The following is a 17,703-nucleotide window of genomic DNA, read 5'->3' as shown; positions in this document are numbered from 1 at the left end:
CCCGGCTGGCTTTTATTCTTTGATATTCAATACATTGGCGCCCGGCGGCTCTTCCATGAGCCGCTGGAATTGCTTGTCATGAACGGTGATCATAATCTCGACGGAGCCTGTTCCCACGGTTGCTTCCAGTAAATGTCCGCCGTAGGCTTTGAAATCTTTCCCCGTCACCACGCCGTGGCAGTGCAGAGAAGGTTTACCATTTTGCCACGCAATAGAACCCTGCATCGAAGCCAGCTCCACATCCTTGAAATCCTTAGGATCGTACTCTTTTGTTTTAAAATTGAAGAACCCGAATTTGGCGCTCACGAAACCCATTCCAGTAAAGTTGGCGGAAGGTATCTGCTCTTTAGTAGCCAGGTTTTCAATTTCCTTAAATACATCATCGCCCTGGCGCAACACCATTACAAAGCCAGCCGGTACCTTCACATATTTCGGAATGCTATCACTTTTGCTCTGGGCCGAAAGCTGGATAGTGGACAAAAGCAACGCAAAAGGAAGCAGGTGGAAAATATGCATAGCGGGAAGTTTTTGTTTTTTGAGAGTGAAAAACAACCATGCCTGCTGCAAGGCACAAAAAAACAGGCGGTTAGAAAACGTCTGACCGCCTGTTTACTCAAAACCGAACTTACAAACCAAAACCTGTCGCCAGCCCCTTCACAGGCGTGCTAAAACTATATTTCATTTGCGTCGCACCCGAAGCCAGGTCGACTGTATAGAAGCTCGTGGAGCCGCCAACCGTGAAAATTGCATAGCCCATACCGGTGGAATTGCCGATATCGAAACCGATACCTGCGGCAACGTCAATGCCCAGGCTTTTACCATCGGCAAGCGTACCATTATTTGGTGGGATTTGCTTGAAGATCATATTGGATTGACTGTCAATATCGAACAGCGTCGTATTGGCTGCAACTACGCCCGGGTAGCTGTTGGTATAAGCAACGGCAGTTACAAAAGGAGTTGCGTCTAAATTTTTCAAGGGTGTATCTATCGTCGTCATTCCCGTAGTTACGTCGATACGCAGGTTTTGTCCTTTGTCACTTACCACACGAAGTCTGTCGGCTGCGGGGTTGAAGTCAACTCCGAAATGCATCCCATCGATCAGCAACGGACCATCGCCTGTTTTCAATGCAGCGACTTCCATTGCAGCGCCGCTTCCAAGGTCGACTCCGTAAAGCTTGCTGTCATTACCCAAAGCATACAACCTGCCGTTTGCCGGTCTGATATCAATTCCTTCCAGCATCACGCCGCCTGGCAGCCCGCCAATTGCCTTCGTTCCATATTCGTTACCGTTGGTTGGATTGAAGATTTTTAGGTTGTTGGCACCGTCCAGCGCATAAGCAACAGGCATCGCCGGTATTGCAATACCAGTGATATTCACGCCAGCCGGCAGGTCACCCAGTTTTTGAAGCTTACCCGTTTTCAGGTCTACAAAATCAAGCTCCCATTTGTTTTCGAATTTCACAGAAGCGATCGGGAATACATCCGCTGCATTCATATCCGGAGAAATATCAAATCCGCCCACTTCGGTAATATCCAGGCCTAATGAACCTACCGGAACCAATGCACCAGGATTTGGCGGATTCTGGATATAAAGCATATTTGCCTCAGCATCAATATCATAAAGTGTAGTTCCCACGCCAGGAGCGGCGGTCACACCGGCTCTGCTATTGGTATAAGCTACCGCGCCTACTTTCGGACTAGCCGGCCCGTTCAACTGGGAATCGCCGGCAAGTACTGCGCCGGTTTCAGGGTTCAGGCGGAGATTTTGTCCGGTGTTGGTCACCACACGTATTTTGTCGACAGTTGGGTTAAAGTCAAAACCAATGCTTGATCCGTTCAATTTGGTAGCAATCGGATCCATTCCGATCCGCGTTGCTTTTCCCTCCTGATCACCCGTTTTGATATTGACATGATATAAATTGCTCAGCGAGCTGATCGCATATAACTGGCCCGTCGCCGGACGGAAATCGATCCCGGCCAGTACTTCATCACTCTGCAATCCGGTAACCGCGAAAGAGCGTAGCGGGCTTGCCGTGTTTTTGATGTTGATTTCGTGAAGCTGGTTATTGTCGGATAATGCGTAGAAAATACGGTCCGGCAATGTTTGCTCTGTGGGCGGTACGCGGTGATCTTCGCACGATACAAGCGCGAATGCGAACATGAACGAAGCGGCAAGGAGTACCTGCTTAACTGGTTGGTTGAGAATCTTCATAAGCTGCTTATTGTAAAATGGGGAATGGTTTAGCAGCATCTACGTTTAAACAGCAGAATGCGATTAATGCAGCCTGAAAAAATTTAATTCGCTTTTAACCGCATTTTAATATGGAAGTTTAAAGAGATTTTTTGTTTGATGGATTGGTCGATTTAATTCCCTTTTTTTGTATTCAAAATTCTCAACAAATGCTATTTACAGTAAATCATCTCGAAGGTATCAGGTCCGGCAAAATTTCACTCGCTTTCCGGAAATGGAAAAAAGCAGACGTAAGTGCCGGGAGCCGCATTCAAACCTCGGTCGGAATCATTGAAATTTCTTCACTAAGTGAATATAAAAGGGGCGACATTTCTGAACAGGAAGCAAATCAGGCGGGTTTTTCGGATGTGAACAGACTGTTATCCCTGCTCGACAAAATCAGTGAGGGTACGATCTATAAAATGGAAGTGCGCTATATTTCAGTAGATCCGGCATTAGCAATGAAGGAACCAGTGGAGGTTAACGCTGACGAATTTGAGGATTTGGTTGAAAAACTGAGACGCCTCGACGTTGGTAGTAACCAGGGTAAATGGACGATCAAAATCCTCAAAGCAATTCAGGAAAACCCGATGCTCAGCGCCGCAGACCTGGCAATCAAAGCAAAAAAAGAAAAAGAATGGCTGAAACTGAATGTACGAAAGCTCAAAAATCTGGGCTTGACGATCAGTCACGAACCTGGCTACACGTTGTCTCCGCTTGGGGAACATTTGCTCGAAAAACTAAGCGCGGCTAATTAGGAACGGAAATTGAGTTGACGTAATGTTAACAAAAATTTAACCCGCAGGAAATCTCCGGAAGCTACATTAGCAGATTAAAGCAAGGAAATGAGGAAAGTTAAGGTTGCCTTTTTCGCAGAGATCCTGATTGCCGATTTTGACGGAGCAGCGCGGACCATGTTCCAGCTTTTTGAAAGGATCGACCACGAAAGATTCGAATTCCTCTTCATCTGCGCTAGCGGCCCGGACCAGATTTTTGGTTTTGATTGCCTGAAAATTCCATCTCTGCGCATTCCATTTAATAGAAATTACGTGATCGGAATGCCCGGCCGCGCACCGGAAGGAACGTGGGAAAAACTCGATCATTTTGCCCCTGATCTGGTCCATATTGCTACTCCGTCGTTCCTTGGGCATTTTGCGCTCAAATATGCGCGCGGCAAATCGTTGCCTGTAACCAGCATTTACCACACGCATTTCGTCAGCTACATTGCCTATTATCTCAAATACCTGCCGTTTCTGATCAAACCGGTCGTAAGCCTCACCAGAAAGTATCAGAACGAATTTTATGACCAGTGTGACAAAGTTTACATTCCTTCAACCAGTATTGCAAAAGAGTTGGTTGAGGCAGGAATGTCACCAAAAAACATGAAGATATGGAAGCGAGGCATGGATACCGGACTTTTTTCTCCCGGTAAAAAGGACGAAAATTATCTGCAAACGCTCACTGGAAATTCCAATCCCACTATTCTCTTCGCCAGCAGGCTGGTTTGGGAAAAAAACCTCGAAACGCTGATCTCGATTTATGAGCTGGTCCGCGCCGGGGGTCTTTCCTATAATTTCATCGTTGTCGGCGACGGGGTGGCCAGGAAAGATTGCGAGGCGCGTATGCCCGGCGCTATTTTTCCGGGGCGACTAGGTCACGAGCAGCTTTCGGTTTTGTATGCATCGGCCTCTGTTTTCGTATTTCCTTCCGTGTCCGAAACTTTCGGAAATGTAGTTCTGGAAGCAATGGCGTCGGGATTAGTACCTGTCGTAGCCGACGGTGGCGGTAGCCGGGATTTTATTGAAGAAGGTGAAAACGGGTACAAATGCAGTCCGTACGAAGCGGCGGCCTACGTTGAAAAAATCAGGGAAGTCATAGAAAATCCTTCTTTGCAGGCAAGATTGAGTCAAAATGCTGTTCAATACAGCCAGAGTTATGATTGGGATGAACTCGCCAGGGTTTATTTTAGCGACCTGATCGCGTTGACCGCACCCATCGAAAAACTAGAACTTGAAAATTAGTCCCGCTCATATTCGTATTTTCAAGATCATCCTGGTACTAAGTATCCTGATCCTGTTATTTCAATTTATCCGGCACACCGATCTTGCGGAGGTGAAAAGTGCTTTGCAAAATGCAGGTGCAGGGTTTATCTGGGTGATTGTCAGTACGTTTGTTGCTTATTGGTTTGGTGCGATAGGGTGGTGGTTTTGTCTGGGCGAATCAAAAAAACACATTTCACACGCAAAGATCTTTGTTGTCAGGCACATCAGTGAATCTGTTGGCGCATTCAATCCTGCGAGTGTCGCCGGGGGGGATATGTTCAAGGTTTTTCTGTTAAAACCCTACGGAATTGACCAGCAACCTGCACTTACTTCCGTGATCATTTACCGGTTTTTGATGATATTAAGTCAGCTGGTATTACTGGTTGCAGCGATGATCTGGCTGGTTTCGGGCAGCGGACCGGGCGCTGGGTTGCTGCCTCCTGGGTTGCTCGTAGTAATGGTGGCGGCGATATTGCTGCTGGCTGGTTTTTGTTTTTTTTGGGTTAAAAAGGCGGGGAAATTGGAGGCAGCAACTGAGACAAGTTCTACACAAAGCCGGCTGCAAAAAGTGAGTGGCAAGATACGGGAACTGCGAATTGCGCTTTATCAATTTGCCTTAAAACATCCGCGTGAACTCGTTTTTGCATTCATTTGCTTCCTACTTCACTGGCTGATCGGATCTGTGGAATTTTATATTATACTAAAATTGCTGGGTTATGATGTGACGCTTATGCACGGACTTTTGCTCGATATGGGCGTCGTGCTCGTCAAGTCCGCGGGTGCATTTGTGCCGGGGCAAATTGGCGTGGAAGAAATAGGTAACAAGCTCATGCTCGCAGTGATAGGTATTACAAGTGCTACTTTGTGGATTTCAGTTTCAGCATTGCGCCGCACACGCCAACTATTCTGGATATTAATGGGCGCATTGTTTTATGCATTGTTTGCCCGCACTAAAAAAGCGATATCCTGATCAGTATGGAGATATTATTTGTCAGCCATAAATATCCCCCGGCAGTAGGCGGAATGGAAAAGCAGAGCTACGAGCTGATCACCGGAATGGAGCGGCATTGCAAAGTGCACCGCATTGTTTTTGACGGGAATGAAAGCACCGTAAGCTACTTTTTATTACTGAAAAAGAGAATACTGCGTACCTGCGCCGACAATCCTGGCATTAGTATCATCCATTTCAACGACGGTCTCATCGCCGCATTTTGCTCCCGTCACAAAGGATATAATCACCTGAAACGTACTGCAACCCTGCACGGGCTCGACGTGGTTTTTCCGAGTAAGATCTATCACAAATTCATCCTTCCCCGCTTCAACCGTTTCGACAAGCTGATCGCCGTGAGCCGCGCGACCGCCTCAGAGGCGCAGCGTTTGGGGATTGATAAAAATAAAATAGTAGTAATTCCAAATGGCGTTGATACCAGGATTGAAATAGCCAAAAGTCCGATTACGTTGACTGAAATGCTTGCTAATCACGGCATTGAATACCGTGGTGAGCGGATATTGCTGGCATTGGGCCGGCCAGTCAGGCGAAAGGGAATGTCGTGGTTTATTGAAAATGTGGTTCCGTCATTGAAAGGGAATTTTCTCGTGCTTCTGGTCGGTGCATACGAGCCTGTCGCGGGCGGTACAGAAAGATTGCTTTCCCGTTTGCCAAAAAAGCCAGCCGGAAAAATTTCACTTTTCCTTGGTTTTCCTACTGATAATGCGCCTTTGCGGCAATTGTTTCAAGAGCCCGAAGTCGCGGAGCGTGTGAAGCATTTGAAAAGATTACCCACGACCGAAGTGCAGTTGTTACTATCGCAGTCGGCCGCCTTTATTATGCCAAATATCAAGGTAGCGGGTGATATGGAGGGTTTTGGCTTGGTATGTCTCGAAGCCGTAATGGCCGGTGCAACTGTTTTCGCAGCTGATATTGACGGAATTCCCGATGCGATCCAGGATGGAAAAAATGGGTATTTGCTTCCGTCAGGCAATGCAAAAATTTGGGCGGAACGCATGAATGAAGCGATAGCCAATCCGCAGCCAAACGAGCACAAAGCCGCATTCAGGCAATATACAATTGAAAATTTTGGTTGGGAGAAAATGGTGCGGGGCTATTACGACCTGTTCAAATCCCTGGTCAGATAGCCCCGCGCCACATATTTTTTCACATTTACGCAAGATCCCACTTTTTACGCGGCTTCCGTGAAAGCAATCGGTTTGCCTCCTTATCGCCGACAAACTTTTCTTTCTCCGCATTCCAGGTAAGTTCCCGTTTAAGCCGGTAGGAGATCAGCCCCAAATGCATCGGTATCGTCATTTCCCGTGCGTAAACGAGGTTGGACTCAGGCTGTTTCCTGGATTTGACAGAATCTATAAAATTTTGCTGATGTCCCGGCGACCTTGGATTTGTGATCGGGATGGTTGCAATATCAGTCATCGTTTCGCCATTGATCGTGATCGACCGGGTATTATAATCGCAAATGAGCGTGCCCCTATCTCCTTCAAAATAGGCGCCTATGCCCGTTCCTGCTGCTCCCGGCACATTAGGCGGTGCCATGGTCCATAATATTTTCAAGTTTTCAAATTCGTAATCCACATTCAGGATCTTTGGCGCGTCCGCTATTCCGCTAAACGCTTCGCCGTGCGCATTGATCTTTTTCAGACCTTGCGGCGCGAGCGAGGAATAGACCACGTCGGCAATGTGACACCAGAAATCGGCAAATTCCCCACCGGAATAGTCAAGGAAATAGCGGTATGTGAAGTGGCACTTTTCGGGAATGTATTCGGTAAAAGGCGCGGGGCCAAGCCACATATCCCAGTCGAGCGTCTTGGGTACAGCCTGCGACACGGGCGAGCCGATATCTTTCGCATTCGCAGTTTTCCACAGCCGCACGGTACTGACCTTGCCGATCGCGCCGGATTTAATGATCTCTACCACCCGGTGGAAATTGTCCCCCGCATGGATCTGGTTGCCCATTTGGAATACCCGCTCGTATTTTTCCAGGTTCTTCAACATCATTTTACCCTCACCCAAATTATAGGAAAGCGGTTTTTCGCCATACACATCCTTGCCAGCCTGAAACGCCAGCGCGGCGATCTGCGCGTGCCAGTGGTCCGGCGTAGCCACCGTTATTGCATCAATATCCTTACGTTCCAGTATCCGGCGGAAGTCTCCGTAAGTATCCACTTTTGCATTCGGCTGCATTTCGAGCAATCGTTGTTTGGTCTCGCCCAGGTGCAGCTCGTCAACGTCGCAAAGCGCCACGATCTCGACTTCCGGCAGGTTGGCAAACCATTTCATGTGGTTATTTCCCATTCCGCCCAGCCCGATATGCGCCACGCGGACGCGGTCACTGGCGGCAACTTTTCCGTAAAGTGATGGCAGAATAGAAAAGCCGAGCGCACCTAGCCCGGCCATTTTAACAAAATCTCTCCTATTGGTATGAATACTCATCGATGTGGGCTCAGGGGTTAGGTTGTCAGGTGATTTTTGACAAAAGACGAAATTTCTCCCACATCTACTTTCAGCATGCGGCTTTTGAAGAGGTCGGCTTTGTATTTAATGATAAAATTGCGCAGCGACATCCCGGTGCTGTTCATCATGCACAGATTGGCAACCTCCTCGGACGTATTGAAGTGCAAAAGCAGTTCTGGAATACGAACGGTTTTGTTCTGTTGCAGCTCGCCTTTCAGATATTCTACCATGCGTTCGGTGAGTACCTGCTGTGACGATTTTTCTTCGGTTCTTTTGGTTTCAAAATTATTTCGCGCGAGAATTGTCATGATCAGGTCGATACTGCCTTTGATCAGCTTGACGTGCGAAGATTGTTTTTGGCTGATTTCAAATGCGATCTGGTTGATCAGGTAAGCGATCGTTTGTCCGTCGCGCTCGTTGGGCAGGGGCTTTCCCTGGGTGAGCCTGGTATTGTTGCAGAGATTTTCGGCCTGCTTGTAAGTGTCCGCAAAATCGGGGTCAAATGCTTTCTTTTTCTGAAAATCGTCGGCCAGAAAAGTATGGAATGCGATCACAAAAATTTCGGTACCACGGTCTTCCTGAAAAACCGGCTGCTGATCAGGTTTTAGCAGGATCAGGCCTGATTTGGCATACGCAGCTATTTTCCCGTCGAGCACAAATTGTCCGTTGCCAGACAGGATGAATATCAGCCGGTAATGCCGCAGTTCTTCCGGGCTGGCTTCCCAGATACTGGTTCTGCTTTGGAGGAGGTGGAATTTTTTATGGACACTAAACCTGACCGCGGACATTTAGAGTAAGTTTTGTTTTACTCAAATTCCTCAATCAGGTCTTTAACTGAAATTGTAAATGTCGGAAAGCCCGTTTTTTGATATTGAAACCGGGTTTTTCAATGCAGAACTAAGCTGCTTTCAGCGCCCGAGCCAGCTTTTAAACTCCGTGATACGCTCCGAGCTCACGAAAACTTCCTGCGAAGCGGCGGGGGCCAGCTCAATTTTCAGCTTTCCTGCCGAGATCGTGTGGATATCCTTAATCGCATTGATCGAGATCAGGAATGTGCGGTTAACGCGGAAAAAGTCAGCGGGGTCCAATAGCTGCGTCAATTTTTCCAGACTATATTCCACCGCAAAATGGCGGCCGTCAAAAAGCCGCAGGAATGTTGCCCGCTCCTCGATCGTGAAATAGGCGATTTCGGAAGTTTTGAATGTAAAGATCCGCGAGCCGGCCGTAACCAGAAATCGGTCCTTATATTTCTCAACCGAAATCTCGTTTGCCGGAACACTCATTTTCGGATCGGCAGGTATATTTAATTTCTTGAACTTCAATATAGAAGCCTGCAATTCCAGCGGATTGATCGGTTTCAGCAAGTAATCAATGCTGTGCGTTTTGAAAGCTTTCAGCATATAATCGTCGAATGCCGTCGTGAAAATGATCGGGATCATCAGGTTCAGGCTCTCCACAATGTGAAAACCGTTGTCGTCTTCGAGGTGAATATCCAGGAAAATAAGGTCGGGCTGGATGTTGGTGGGGTTTTGAAAATAAGTAATTGTTTCAAAAACCGAGGGTATAATAGCCAGCACGTGAATATCCCTGTCAATACCGAGAAGCATGTTTTCCAGCCTTTCCGCACTCAGTTCCTCGTCCTCAATGATCAGTACTTTCATGCTATGAGAGGGATTTTTACGACAAAATGCGTACTATTTTTTTCGATCATAACTTGTTTGTCAAGCAATAACCGGTACCTGTTTACAATATTTTTCAGGCCCAGCCCGGTTGTAGGTTCACTGAGTTTCCGAAGCTGTAACGGGTTACTGACTACCAGCCACCCTGAATCTATGGAAACGCTGATCAGCAGCGGATTAGCAGCGGACATGGTATTATGCTTCACCGCATTTTCAATCAGCAGCTGCAACGTGAGCGGGATCACCGAATAGCGTTGCAGATCGTCCGGCAAAAGCTGTAAGTCCATTACAATTTTGTCCTTAAACCGCATCCTGAGCAAATAGGTATAGGTTTCCAAAAACCGGATCTCCTCCTGCAGGCTGATCTGATGCAGCTCCGCCTGTTCGAGAATATAACGGTAAGCCTGTGAAAGTTGTTGGATAAATTCACTCGATTTCTCCGACCCTGACTCTACCAGCGAAGAAAGTACGCTCAGGTTATTGAAAAGAAAATGCGGGCTGATCTGATTTTTTAGGACCATGAAACGAGCGTTAATATTCTCTTTTTCAAGTCGTTCTGAATTGAGTTGTAACTTCTTTAATCGCTCCTGTATCTGATCGCTCACGCACAGGTAATACGCCGCGATCAATGCCAGAATGGTCAGCACCTCATTCGCTCTTCTCCAAAATGCACGGACCATGGGAGTCAGCCTGCTACCGAATTCAAGCCTGGGTGTATGCGTCCAGAGGCCATTCATTAAACCCCACGTTTCGCTCAGAATCTTGTCGAACACGATCGCCAGTAAAATGGCCGGTACGAGTGCAATAAGCTGGTTTGATAACTTAAATTCTGCTGATCCGCTGCTGCCTGTCCACGCATCGATCCGGCGCAATCCCCAATCGACCAAGTAGATCCAGCTGGTATAAAACACGGTACTGATCACGATCTCCATGCAGAAAAGCGGCAGCTTTCGCAGGACCGTAGCCCAAACATCCTCCGGCACGTTCATGTAAGTCCGCAACGGAATATAAACCAGCGCCAGCGCAAAGCCAAGCAGCCATTTTTTGCTAAAAAACATGCGGTGCATTAGAGGGGATTATCGCTTTTTGCCCGATTGATATATGCCATTTGCCAAATGTTCCTTCTTTAATTCCGCCTGGAAATCTACCGGGTTGAAGTTTTCAACAAAGCCACTTTCTTCACCCTCGATCAGCAATTTTCTCAGCAGTTCCAATTTTTGTTCTCGTGATTTGCGTTTGCTCATTTTTGAGTGGTGATATGTCAAAAACGAAGTTATCATTTTGCGACTGAAAATTCTCATTCCCGAACTTTTGTATCCTACACATTTACCCGAACCCCCGAACCCCGAGCCCCTCACTTTTGAACTTCTAACCGCCAAAATCCCTTTCCTTAAGTAGGAAAAGTTGACCAAAACAATATCATGGAAATAGGTATCAGTATGTTCGGGGATTTGTCTTTTGATAAGGCGGCCCGGGCATTTCAATCCCCTCACGAAAGGTTACAGGATTTGCTGGAGGAAGTAAAGCTGGCTGATGAAGTCGGGCTGGATGTATTCGGGATCGGCGAACACCACCGTGCTGAATATGCGGTTTCGAGTCCGGAAATTATCCTGGCTGCCGCCGCATCAGTGACCAAAAATATCAAGCTGACGAGCTCTGTTACAGTATTAAGCTCCAATGATCCCGTACGCGTTTACCAGAATTTTTCAACGGTAGATCTGCTTTCAAACGGTCGTGCCGAGATTACGGTAGGGCGGGGGAGCTTCATCGAATCGTTTCCCCTTTTTGGTTATGATCTGAACAATTACAACGGTTTATTTACCGAAAAACTGGAACTGCTGAAACAGATCAACGAGACCGAAACGATCAGTTGGAAAGGGAAATACCGCGCTGCGTTGGATAGTCAGCAGGTCTTGCCGAGGCCCGTCAATGGGCGAATGGATATCTGGATCGCCGTCGGTGGTACGCCGCAGTCGGTTGTGCGCGCGGCCAAAATGGGTTTTCCGCTTATTATCGCGATCATCGGTGGAATGCCGGCGCAGTTCAAGCCGTTTTTTGATCTTTATAAAACTGAATATATCAATGCCGGTCACGATCCTGCGAAAATGCAGCTGGCGACGCATTCGCACGGGTTGGTAGGCGAAAATGGTACTGCACTTGCCGATGAATATTTTGCGAGTTACGCAGGACAAATGGACCGGGTTGGCAGCAGCCGCGGCTGGGCTCCTTATACCAGGGGACAGTTTGAAGGCGGACGCAGCCCGGAAGGTGCCTTGTTTGTGGGAGATCCAAATCAGGTCACAGAGAAAATATTGCAGAACCAGGAAATGTTCGGATTAACACGCTTCCTGCTCCATACCGACGTGGGTGGCCCGGATCATAAGTTGCTTATGAAGTCCATCGAGCTGTTGGGTGACAAAGTCGCGCCAGCTGTGCGGAAGGCTTTGAAAAAGTAATTAGCGCATTCTTAGTAAGTTATGTATCATGCTGCATTCGTCCTGAATGCAGCATTTTTTTTAGTAAATAAAAGGATACTTGCATCAATACAGACTTATGCGAAGTATATGAAGTTGATATCGATCCCTTTTTATCACAAAACTTCCTTCGCGATGTTACATCTTTTCAAAATTAGCGTTCTCAGTTTACTGCTTTATCTCGGTCTGTCAGGTTGTGAAAAAAAGGATGACGGGAAAATCAAAATCACTTTCCGATTGAATAAAGCCAAAGGTGCCGGCGCAGTTCTGGTTACCTACAATATGCTTAGTCTGGACACATTGCTGTTAGGTAAATCTACATTGGATAGCAATGGTTTTGGGATAATAGAAACTAGGATTGAAAAGCCTGTTTTTGGACATGTTAACTTGCAGGACACGTATATCCCATTGTACCTCAAAGCAGGTGACGAGATAGTACTTGAAGCAGATGCCAGCAAGATCGGAGGTGGAATTAAGGTCACTGGCGACGGTTTTGTGATCAGCAGGTTTCTTCGAAATATACAGAAAGTCACGCAGAATTATTACAATCATAACGCAAAGGCTATCTGGCAAATTGAGCCCGCTGAGTTCGCATCAATCTTCAAACTGTATCAGAATGAGTTGTACAAAGAAGCTGAAAGACTTGAAAAAGAGGAAGGTATAGCTCCTGAAGAACTGGATTTGATGAAAAAGAAGGTCGAGATGGTATTGTACGAATATCAGCAACACTATGTGAACAACCATTACAGCTATGACCTGGACGATCCCACTATTCCGGCAGATTTGAAAAAAGTCGCTACGACGTTGCCTGTGGATTCAGTTTTTTTTGATAAGAACTCATACGATTACGGTCAAATCCTATCCAGCTACCTGATTTCCGGTATTCACGGGCCGCTCGGCAAGCTTACCGACAAAATGAACCAGGATTCACTGGATGGACACTGGCTGGAAGTGTCTGATGATTTTATTCAAAAAATGACATTGAGTCCGTTTTTGAAAAGGCATTTCAGAGCTGCAAATATCAACTATTGGTTGCGAATGGATGGTTTGTCGCCGGAAATAGCTAAGCTCCGCGAAGATTTTTATAAAACGCCGGTTTCGCCTGTTTACAGAAAGACCCTGGACCAAAGTTTCGCGAAATGGGAACCCCTCGCGCCGGGGAAACCTGCGCCGAATTTTACAGGCACTACCGCGGACGGAAAGCCGATTTCGCTGAGCAGCCTCAAAGGAAAGCTGGTGTACGTCGACGTATGGGCAACATGGTGCGGGCCGTGCCGGGACGAATTTCCGCATTCCAAAAAGCTGGTGAAGGAATTTGAAGGCAATGACAAAATCGCATTCCTGTACGTCTCAACCGATTCGAATATAGATACCTGGAAAAAATTACTACCCGATAAAAGCGTCCCCGCAGGTATTCATCTGCACCAGAAACAAGACGGCCAACCCGACGCGATCTGGGAGAAGTACCACCTCTGGGGCATTCCGAGATACATACTGATCGACGCCGAGGGAAAAATGCTAAAAACCCACGCGCCCAGACCAAGTTCGGACGATATTCTGCCTTTGCTGAAAGGGTATTTGAAAGAAAGCTGATATTTCCCTACTTCACCTGCGCACTGATCCAGTCACTCATCGCTGCCAGCGCTACCGGGGAGAAGGTTTCTGTGTTACCTGCATATTCGCTGGGGTGGCCGGTTTTGCTGGTTTGAAAAAAGTGGTTGAGATCGGGCAGTGATTTGACTGTTACATTTGTGTTACCGCCGGCTTTTACGGCTTTTTCAATCACTGGGAGATTTTGCTGCGCGTCTACCTGCAAGTCTTTTGCTCCGTTCAGTGCCAGTACCGGACAAGAGACCTTTGAGAAAAAATCGGCCGGATCGATCGAGAACATATATTGGTACCAGGGCGTGCACATGGCATTGACTTGTGCTGTAAAGAGTTGCTCTTTGGTAAATCCGGGGGGAAGTCCTTTTGCGGGGTAGCTATTCATATTTTTTTGGAAAAATGCGGTGAGCTCGGTTCGAAGGCGGGTAGTGTCCGTCGTTTTTGTGAGTATTTCTACGGTTTTCCCGTTCAATTTTCTGATCACTGCGATTTCTTCTTTACTGGCACCACCAGCCCGTGCGATCAGCTCGGATTGCAATGAGATCACCTCGATTCCCCTTGCGCCGGGTCCGGCAAGAGAAATGATAAAACCAATGTCTTTGGAGCGCGAGGCTGCTATTGCGGCTACCAGCCCTCCGTCGCTGTGTCCGGCAACGCCAATTTTTTCAGGATCGATCTCTTTTCTGGTTTTCAGGTAGGCGACCGCACTTTCAGCATCGGTTGCGAAATCGTTGGAAGTAGCTTCCATAAACTGTCCGGTGGATTTGCCAATCCCACGATCGTCGTAGCGCAAAACTGCTATGCCCTGGCGGGTTAGATAATCGGCGATCACCAGGAAAGGTTTGTGCCCCCAAAACTCAGAATTACGATCCTGCGGCCCGCTGCCGGAAACCAGGATCACTACCGGGAATTTGTCTCCTTTTTCGGGTAATGTCAATGTGCCAGACAGGGTGACATCCGCCTGATTGTTCGTAAATGTGACGTCTTCGCTATGATAGGGATACGGCAATGCAGGCTCCTGCAATTTTGTTTCAACGGGCTTTTCCGACAATACGAGATAGACGAGAATAGCAGCGATTGTAACTAAAACGGCGGTTATTATTACTCTTTTTTTCATCACGGCAGGGGGCAGGAGGGCAGCTTTGGTTATATTTGTTTAAGCAGTCACTCCTATTAACCTACTGATATTTTAACAATGGACGCACTCACTTATCTTCGTGACGGGATCAGAACCTACTTTTCCGAGTCGACGGAACTCCAACTTGGAGGCAAACTGGCGACACAGCGGCGCTTTAATTTTTACTTCAAAATAAACCCCGCAGAACCCTATCTGGTGTACCTGAACTGGGATGGGGAAGAGGACCGGTTCACGCTGAAATGTCTGGAATTCTCAGATCCCGGACAGCTGAACCAGCTGGTAGCCGCCTATCCTGAAACGGGTTCGAAGGTTTTCAATGCAGGCAAACCCAGATCTGCCGTTTCGTTTCTGTATCAGGGTAAAAGCAGGTTATCACGCCTGCATTTCAATGGTGTTATTAACGAAAAGATAGAAGCGCCTGAAATAGACGCTCCGCAGCTTTTGCGTTGTGTAGACCCATTTTACAAAACTTCCTAACGCAATCGGGCCAGCTGTAAATCGACCGTATCGCTCGCCATCACGAAATGAAGGTGCATGGATTTTTGCGTCCGGTTGGTCACTGCAATATGGAGGGTATCGTCTTTTCCACCTTTTTTTGCCGGATTTTGGAAAATGAATCGGATATCATTTTTCAGGCTGTCAAACTCATAAGATCCTCGCAAACTCTCAGCCGGCAGGTACCGATACGGATTGGGACTGAATGCTGCGCCGTTCCAGCTCGCAAAATAGACCTTGTTCCAGGCGGTCGAATCTTTAAGCCAGGCAGTTTCAGTAACAGGTTGCCTGTTTTTTAATAGCTTTTCCACTTTCCATGTTCCCAGCAATATCTTATCTGTTTTGTCATTCCATAAATATTGGTAAATGGTTGCAAATGCGGCGGCTATCACCAGGAAGCGCAAACCGTTTTTTGCCCACTGGTTCTTTCCTCCGATCGTGGGGAAACGCTCTACCAGATCCCAGAATGCTGCTTTTAATTTTTCAAAATCATTAAAAAGCAGGTAAACGAGGCCGAGTGTATAGATAATGGAATTGAAAAAAGCGCCTGCGGCGATATCATAAAATAAGTTGATCAACACGATATTGACCATCACTGGCAACAGTACCATCACACCGATCAGCGTCGTTCTGCGGAAGAGCAGCAATATCGATCCGCCTACCTGAAACAAACCCAGTATCACTGCCAGCGTGTAGGAATAGCCGAAATAATACCAGGTCAACGCAAATCCGTTGAGGTCGCCGAGAGGCATATCGAGTCGGTAACCGGGCGATTGCAGCTGGGTTTTGAGGATTTTGGCAAAACCATAAACTGAAATAGAGTAGGCCAGCCAATAGCGCAGCATCCCCAGTAATATCGCGTGGTGCCAGCCACTATTAATGCGGCCCGTGCGCTCGCGATCGTGCCATAGCGTGGCATAAACCGCACCACCGATCAGCGGAAGAACAGCCTGAATAATGAAGTAATATTTATCGTAGTCACCGAGATATTCCCAGATCGACGTGAATATGTCCAGCGGGATCTGGATAATGACGGTGACGGCGAGGATGCCGAGAGAGGCTTCGCAGAACTTGTGGAACCAGCCTGCGGGATTAGAAGTAAACTGTTCGGTCATAGATCGGATTCGGAATAGCGCGAAACGTAAATCTATGACGCGAACAGCTTTTTTGCTAGCGTACAATTACTTGTTTTTCAGTAATTGCCGCTCATTTATTTGTGAGTAACCCCGGATACAATGTGCCGTCGGCGGTCGGGAATTCGATATTCAGGAGCTTGGCGACCAGTGGGGCAATATCCTGCAAGCTCATTTCAGGTACCACCGCGCCCGGTTTGATCCCTTTTCCGAAAGCAACAAAACCAGTTTGTATTTCCTTGAAATCGGGGAAAAAGCCGTGGGTACCGCCACTCGATGCACGCGTGAAATCACCGGTGGCAGCTGCACTGACGGTAATTCCCTGCCTCGGGGCCAGCGCCAGTGCCGCATTCGGGTCAGCGCCGACTTCGTCCAGTGCCGCACGGTCTTTCACAGCGAAAAAGTTCTTTTGACCCACCGGCAGATCGTTCAGAATTTGCTTTACTTTTTCCAGCGTTTGAGTATCATTTTTATCTTTCAAATGTAAAAATGCAGAACCGCCGGAGCCGTGAAAATAAGCTTTCCACGCTGCTTTGTTGGCAGGATCGTACAAGCCGGCTTTTGCCAAAAGCACATTCGGTGCGATCGCTGTGTGGATATCCACAAAACCGTGATCACCAGTGATGATGAAAGTCGTTTTTTCTCTGATACCCGCTTTTTCAGTCGCTTCAATGATCGTTTTAATGCCTCTGTCGACACTCGCCAAAGCGGCTCTTACCTGGTCACCTTCGCGGCCTTGCTCGTGTTCAAAATGATCAACCGCTACCAAATGTACCGCCAGGAAAGAAGGTTTGTATTTACGGATCAGGTAGGCGCTGATGCGCGACATATTCTCGTCCACGCTCAGGTAATCACTGTTAAAATCAATCTCTTCCATCTTGCCGGTCGCATTCTGCTCCACTTCTTCATACAAACCTTTGGGAGAAGCATGTTCAGAAAGCGCCTTGATCATGATCCGGTCCCCGCCTTTTTTCTCAGGCAAATACCAATACTCAGGGATATTGTAAGTAGCCGGGCTGCCTACTGAAACCGGCCAGAACACGGAGGCGGTCTTCAAACCTTTCTCTTTGGCCACGCTGAAAATCGTAGGTACTTTGATCGTGCTGTAATCCCAGATCCATTTTCCGGTCACTTCGAGCGGCTCGGGCGGTGTATTATAATGTACGCCGTGTTTGAGGGGCTTCACTCCGGTGATAATCGTGGTGTGCGAAGGGTAAGTTACTGTCGGGAAAACGCCGGTAACGCCGTCGGAATAAGCGCCGGTTTCCATTCCCTGCCGCAAGTTCACCATCGACCAGTTAGGGTCTTTATAAAATTCAGGACGAAGCCCATCGATACTGATCAGTACCACGTGGGAGTCCTGGGCAGTTGCATTCAGCGAAATAGCAATGCCGAGAAGTGTGAGGAGTTTTTTCATTAATTAATGAATGAATGATTGAAT

General features: G+C 47.5%; 17 protein-coding genes. 7 read left to right on the top strand and 10 right to left on the bottom strand.

Annotation, left to right across the window (positions count from 1 at the left end; all coding sequences use genetic code 11):
- Positions 1–12 precede the first annotated feature (12 nt).
- Complete coding sequence (locus LZG94_RS12290) at positions 13–516, bottom strand: PPC domain-containing DNA-binding protein (protein ID WP_233792188.1); 504 nt, start codon at positions 514–516, stop codon at positions 13–15.
- A gap of 109 nt (positions 517–625) precedes the next feature.
- Positions 626–2,212: a DUF4394 domain-containing protein gene (locus LZG94_RS12285; RefSeq protein WP_233792187.1), complete on the bottom strand. Its 1,587-nt coding sequence runs from the start codon at positions 2,210–2,212 to the stop codon at positions 626–628.
- 188 nt (positions 2,213–2,400) lie between these two features.
- On the opposite strand from LZG94_RS12285, the gene LZG94_RS12280 reads away from it, so the two are divergent.
- The 4 genes from LZG94_RS12280 to LZG94_RS12265 all read left to right on the top strand — a co-directional run bounded on the left by LZG94_RS12280 (position 2,401) and on the right by LZG94_RS12265 (position 6,408).
- Positions 2,401–2,988 (top strand): hypothetical protein, encoded by a 588-nt coding sequence (locus tag LZG94_RS12280; RefSeq protein WP_233792186.1) that lies wholly within the window; start codon positions 2,401–2,403, stop codon positions 2,986–2,988.
- A gap of 87 nt (positions 2,989–3,075) precedes the next feature.
- Positions 3,076–4,251, top strand: a complete 1,176-nt coding sequence (locus tag LZG94_RS12275) for a glycosyltransferase family 1 protein (RefSeq protein WP_233792185.1) — start codon at positions 3,076–3,078, stop codon at positions 4,249–4,251.
- Positions 4,241–5,242: a lysylphosphatidylglycerol synthase transmembrane domain-containing protein gene (locus tag LZG94_RS12270; RefSeq protein WP_233792184.1), complete on the top strand. Its 1,002-nt coding sequence runs from the start codon at positions 4,241–4,243 to the stop codon at positions 5,240–5,242. The genes LZG94_RS12275 and LZG94_RS12270 overlap by 11 nt, the downstream gene beginning before the upstream one ends.
- Positions 5,243–5,247: 5 nt before the next feature.
- Entirely contained in the window at positions 5,248–6,408 is a 1,161-nt protein-coding gene (locus tag LZG94_RS12265) for a glycosyltransferase family 4 protein (RefSeq protein WP_233792183.1), read from the top strand.
- Positions 6,409–6,433: 25 nt separating this feature from the next.
- Here the strand turns inward: LZG94_RS12265 and LZG94_RS12260 are convergent, their stop codons facing one another.
- From LZG94_RS12260 to LZG94_RS12240, 5 genes are all read right to left on the bottom strand, one after another.
- Complete coding sequence (locus LZG94_RS12260) at positions 6,434–7,717, bottom strand: Gfo/Idh/MocA family protein (protein WP_233792182.1); 1,284 nt, start codon at positions 7,715–7,717, stop codon at positions 6,434–6,436.
- 17 nt (positions 7,718–7,734) lie between these two features.
- Positions 7,735–8,526, bottom strand: a complete 792-nt coding sequence (locus LZG94_RS12255) for a hypothetical protein (protein ID WP_233792181.1) — start codon at positions 8,524–8,526, stop codon at positions 7,735–7,737.
- Positions 8,527–8,646: 120 nt separating this feature from the next.
- Positions 8,647–9,399, bottom strand: a complete 753-nt coding sequence (locus LZG94_RS12250) for a LytTR family DNA-binding domain-containing protein (protein ID WP_233792180.1) — start codon at positions 9,397–9,399, stop codon at positions 8,647–8,649.
- The gene (locus LZG94_RS12245; RefSeq protein WP_233792179.1) at positions 9,396–10,475 is read right to left on the bottom strand and encodes a sensor histidine kinase; all 1,080 of its coding nucleotides are present in this window, start codon (positions 10,473–10,475) and stop codon (positions 9,396–9,398) included. The genes LZG94_RS12250 and LZG94_RS12245 overlap by 4 nt, the downstream gene beginning before the upstream one ends.
- A gap of 18 nt (positions 10,476–10,493) precedes the next feature.
- On the bottom strand, positions 10,494–10,661 hold the full coding sequence (locus LZG94_RS12240; RefSeq protein ID WP_233792178.1) for a type II toxin-antitoxin system ParD family antitoxin: 168 nt from the start codon (positions 10,659–10,661) through the stop codon (positions 10,494–10,496).
- Positions 10,662–10,838: 177 nt separating this feature from the next.
- Here LZG94_RS12240 and LZG94_RS12235 point away from each other — a divergent pair, with 177 nt between their 5' ends.
- Together LZG94_RS12235 and LZG94_RS12230 are read left to right on the top strand one after the other, a co-directional pair.
- On the top strand, positions 10,839–11,873 hold the full coding sequence (locus LZG94_RS12235; protein WP_233792177.1) for an LLM class flavin-dependent oxidoreductase: 1,035 nt from the start codon (positions 10,839–10,841) through the stop codon (positions 11,871–11,873).
- Between the two features lie 153 nt (positions 11,874–12,026).
- Complete coding sequence (locus LZG94_RS12230; protein WP_233792176.1) at positions 12,027–13,484, top strand: TlpA disulfide reductase family protein; 1,458 nt, start codon at positions 12,027–12,029, stop codon at positions 13,482–13,484.
- A gap of 7 nt (positions 13,485–13,491) precedes the next feature.
- Here LZG94_RS12230 and LZG94_RS12225 read toward each other — a convergent pair whose 3' ends face one another.
- Entirely contained in the window at positions 13,492–14,613 is a 1,122-nt protein-coding gene (locus LZG94_RS12225) for a S9 family peptidase (protein WP_233792175.1), read from the bottom strand.
- Positions 14,614–14,691: 78 nt separating this feature from the next.
- Between LZG94_RS12225 and LZG94_RS12220 the strand changes: the two genes are divergently transcribed.
- Positions 14,692–15,111, top strand: a complete 420-nt coding sequence (locus LZG94_RS12220; protein ID WP_233792174.1) for a hypothetical protein — start codon at positions 14,692–14,694, stop codon at positions 15,109–15,111.
- On the opposite strand, the gene LZG94_RS12215 is transcribed toward LZG94_RS12220, so the two are convergent.
- Complete coding sequence (locus tag LZG94_RS12215) at positions 15,108–16,244, bottom strand: hypothetical protein (protein ID WP_233792173.1); 1,137 nt, start codon at positions 16,242–16,244, stop codon at positions 15,108–15,110. The genes LZG94_RS12220 and LZG94_RS12215 overlap by 4 nt on opposite strands.
- 91 nt (positions 16,245–16,335) lie before the next feature.
- Complete coding sequence (locus LZG94_RS12210; protein ID WP_233792172.1) at positions 16,336–17,679, bottom strand: alkaline phosphatase family protein; 1,344 nt, start codon at positions 17,677–17,679, stop codon at positions 16,336–16,338.
- Between the last annotated feature and the right edge of the window lie 24 nt (positions 17,680–17,703).

Source organism: Dyadobacter sp. CY343 (genome assembly GCF_021390335.1).
In the GTDB taxonomy this organism is placed as follows: domain Bacteria; phylum Bacteroidota; class Bacteroidia; order Cytophagales; family Spirosomataceae; genus Dyadobacter.
Note: the sequence above shows the minus strand (reverse complement) of the source record. Positions and strands in the feature narration are given on the sequence as shown.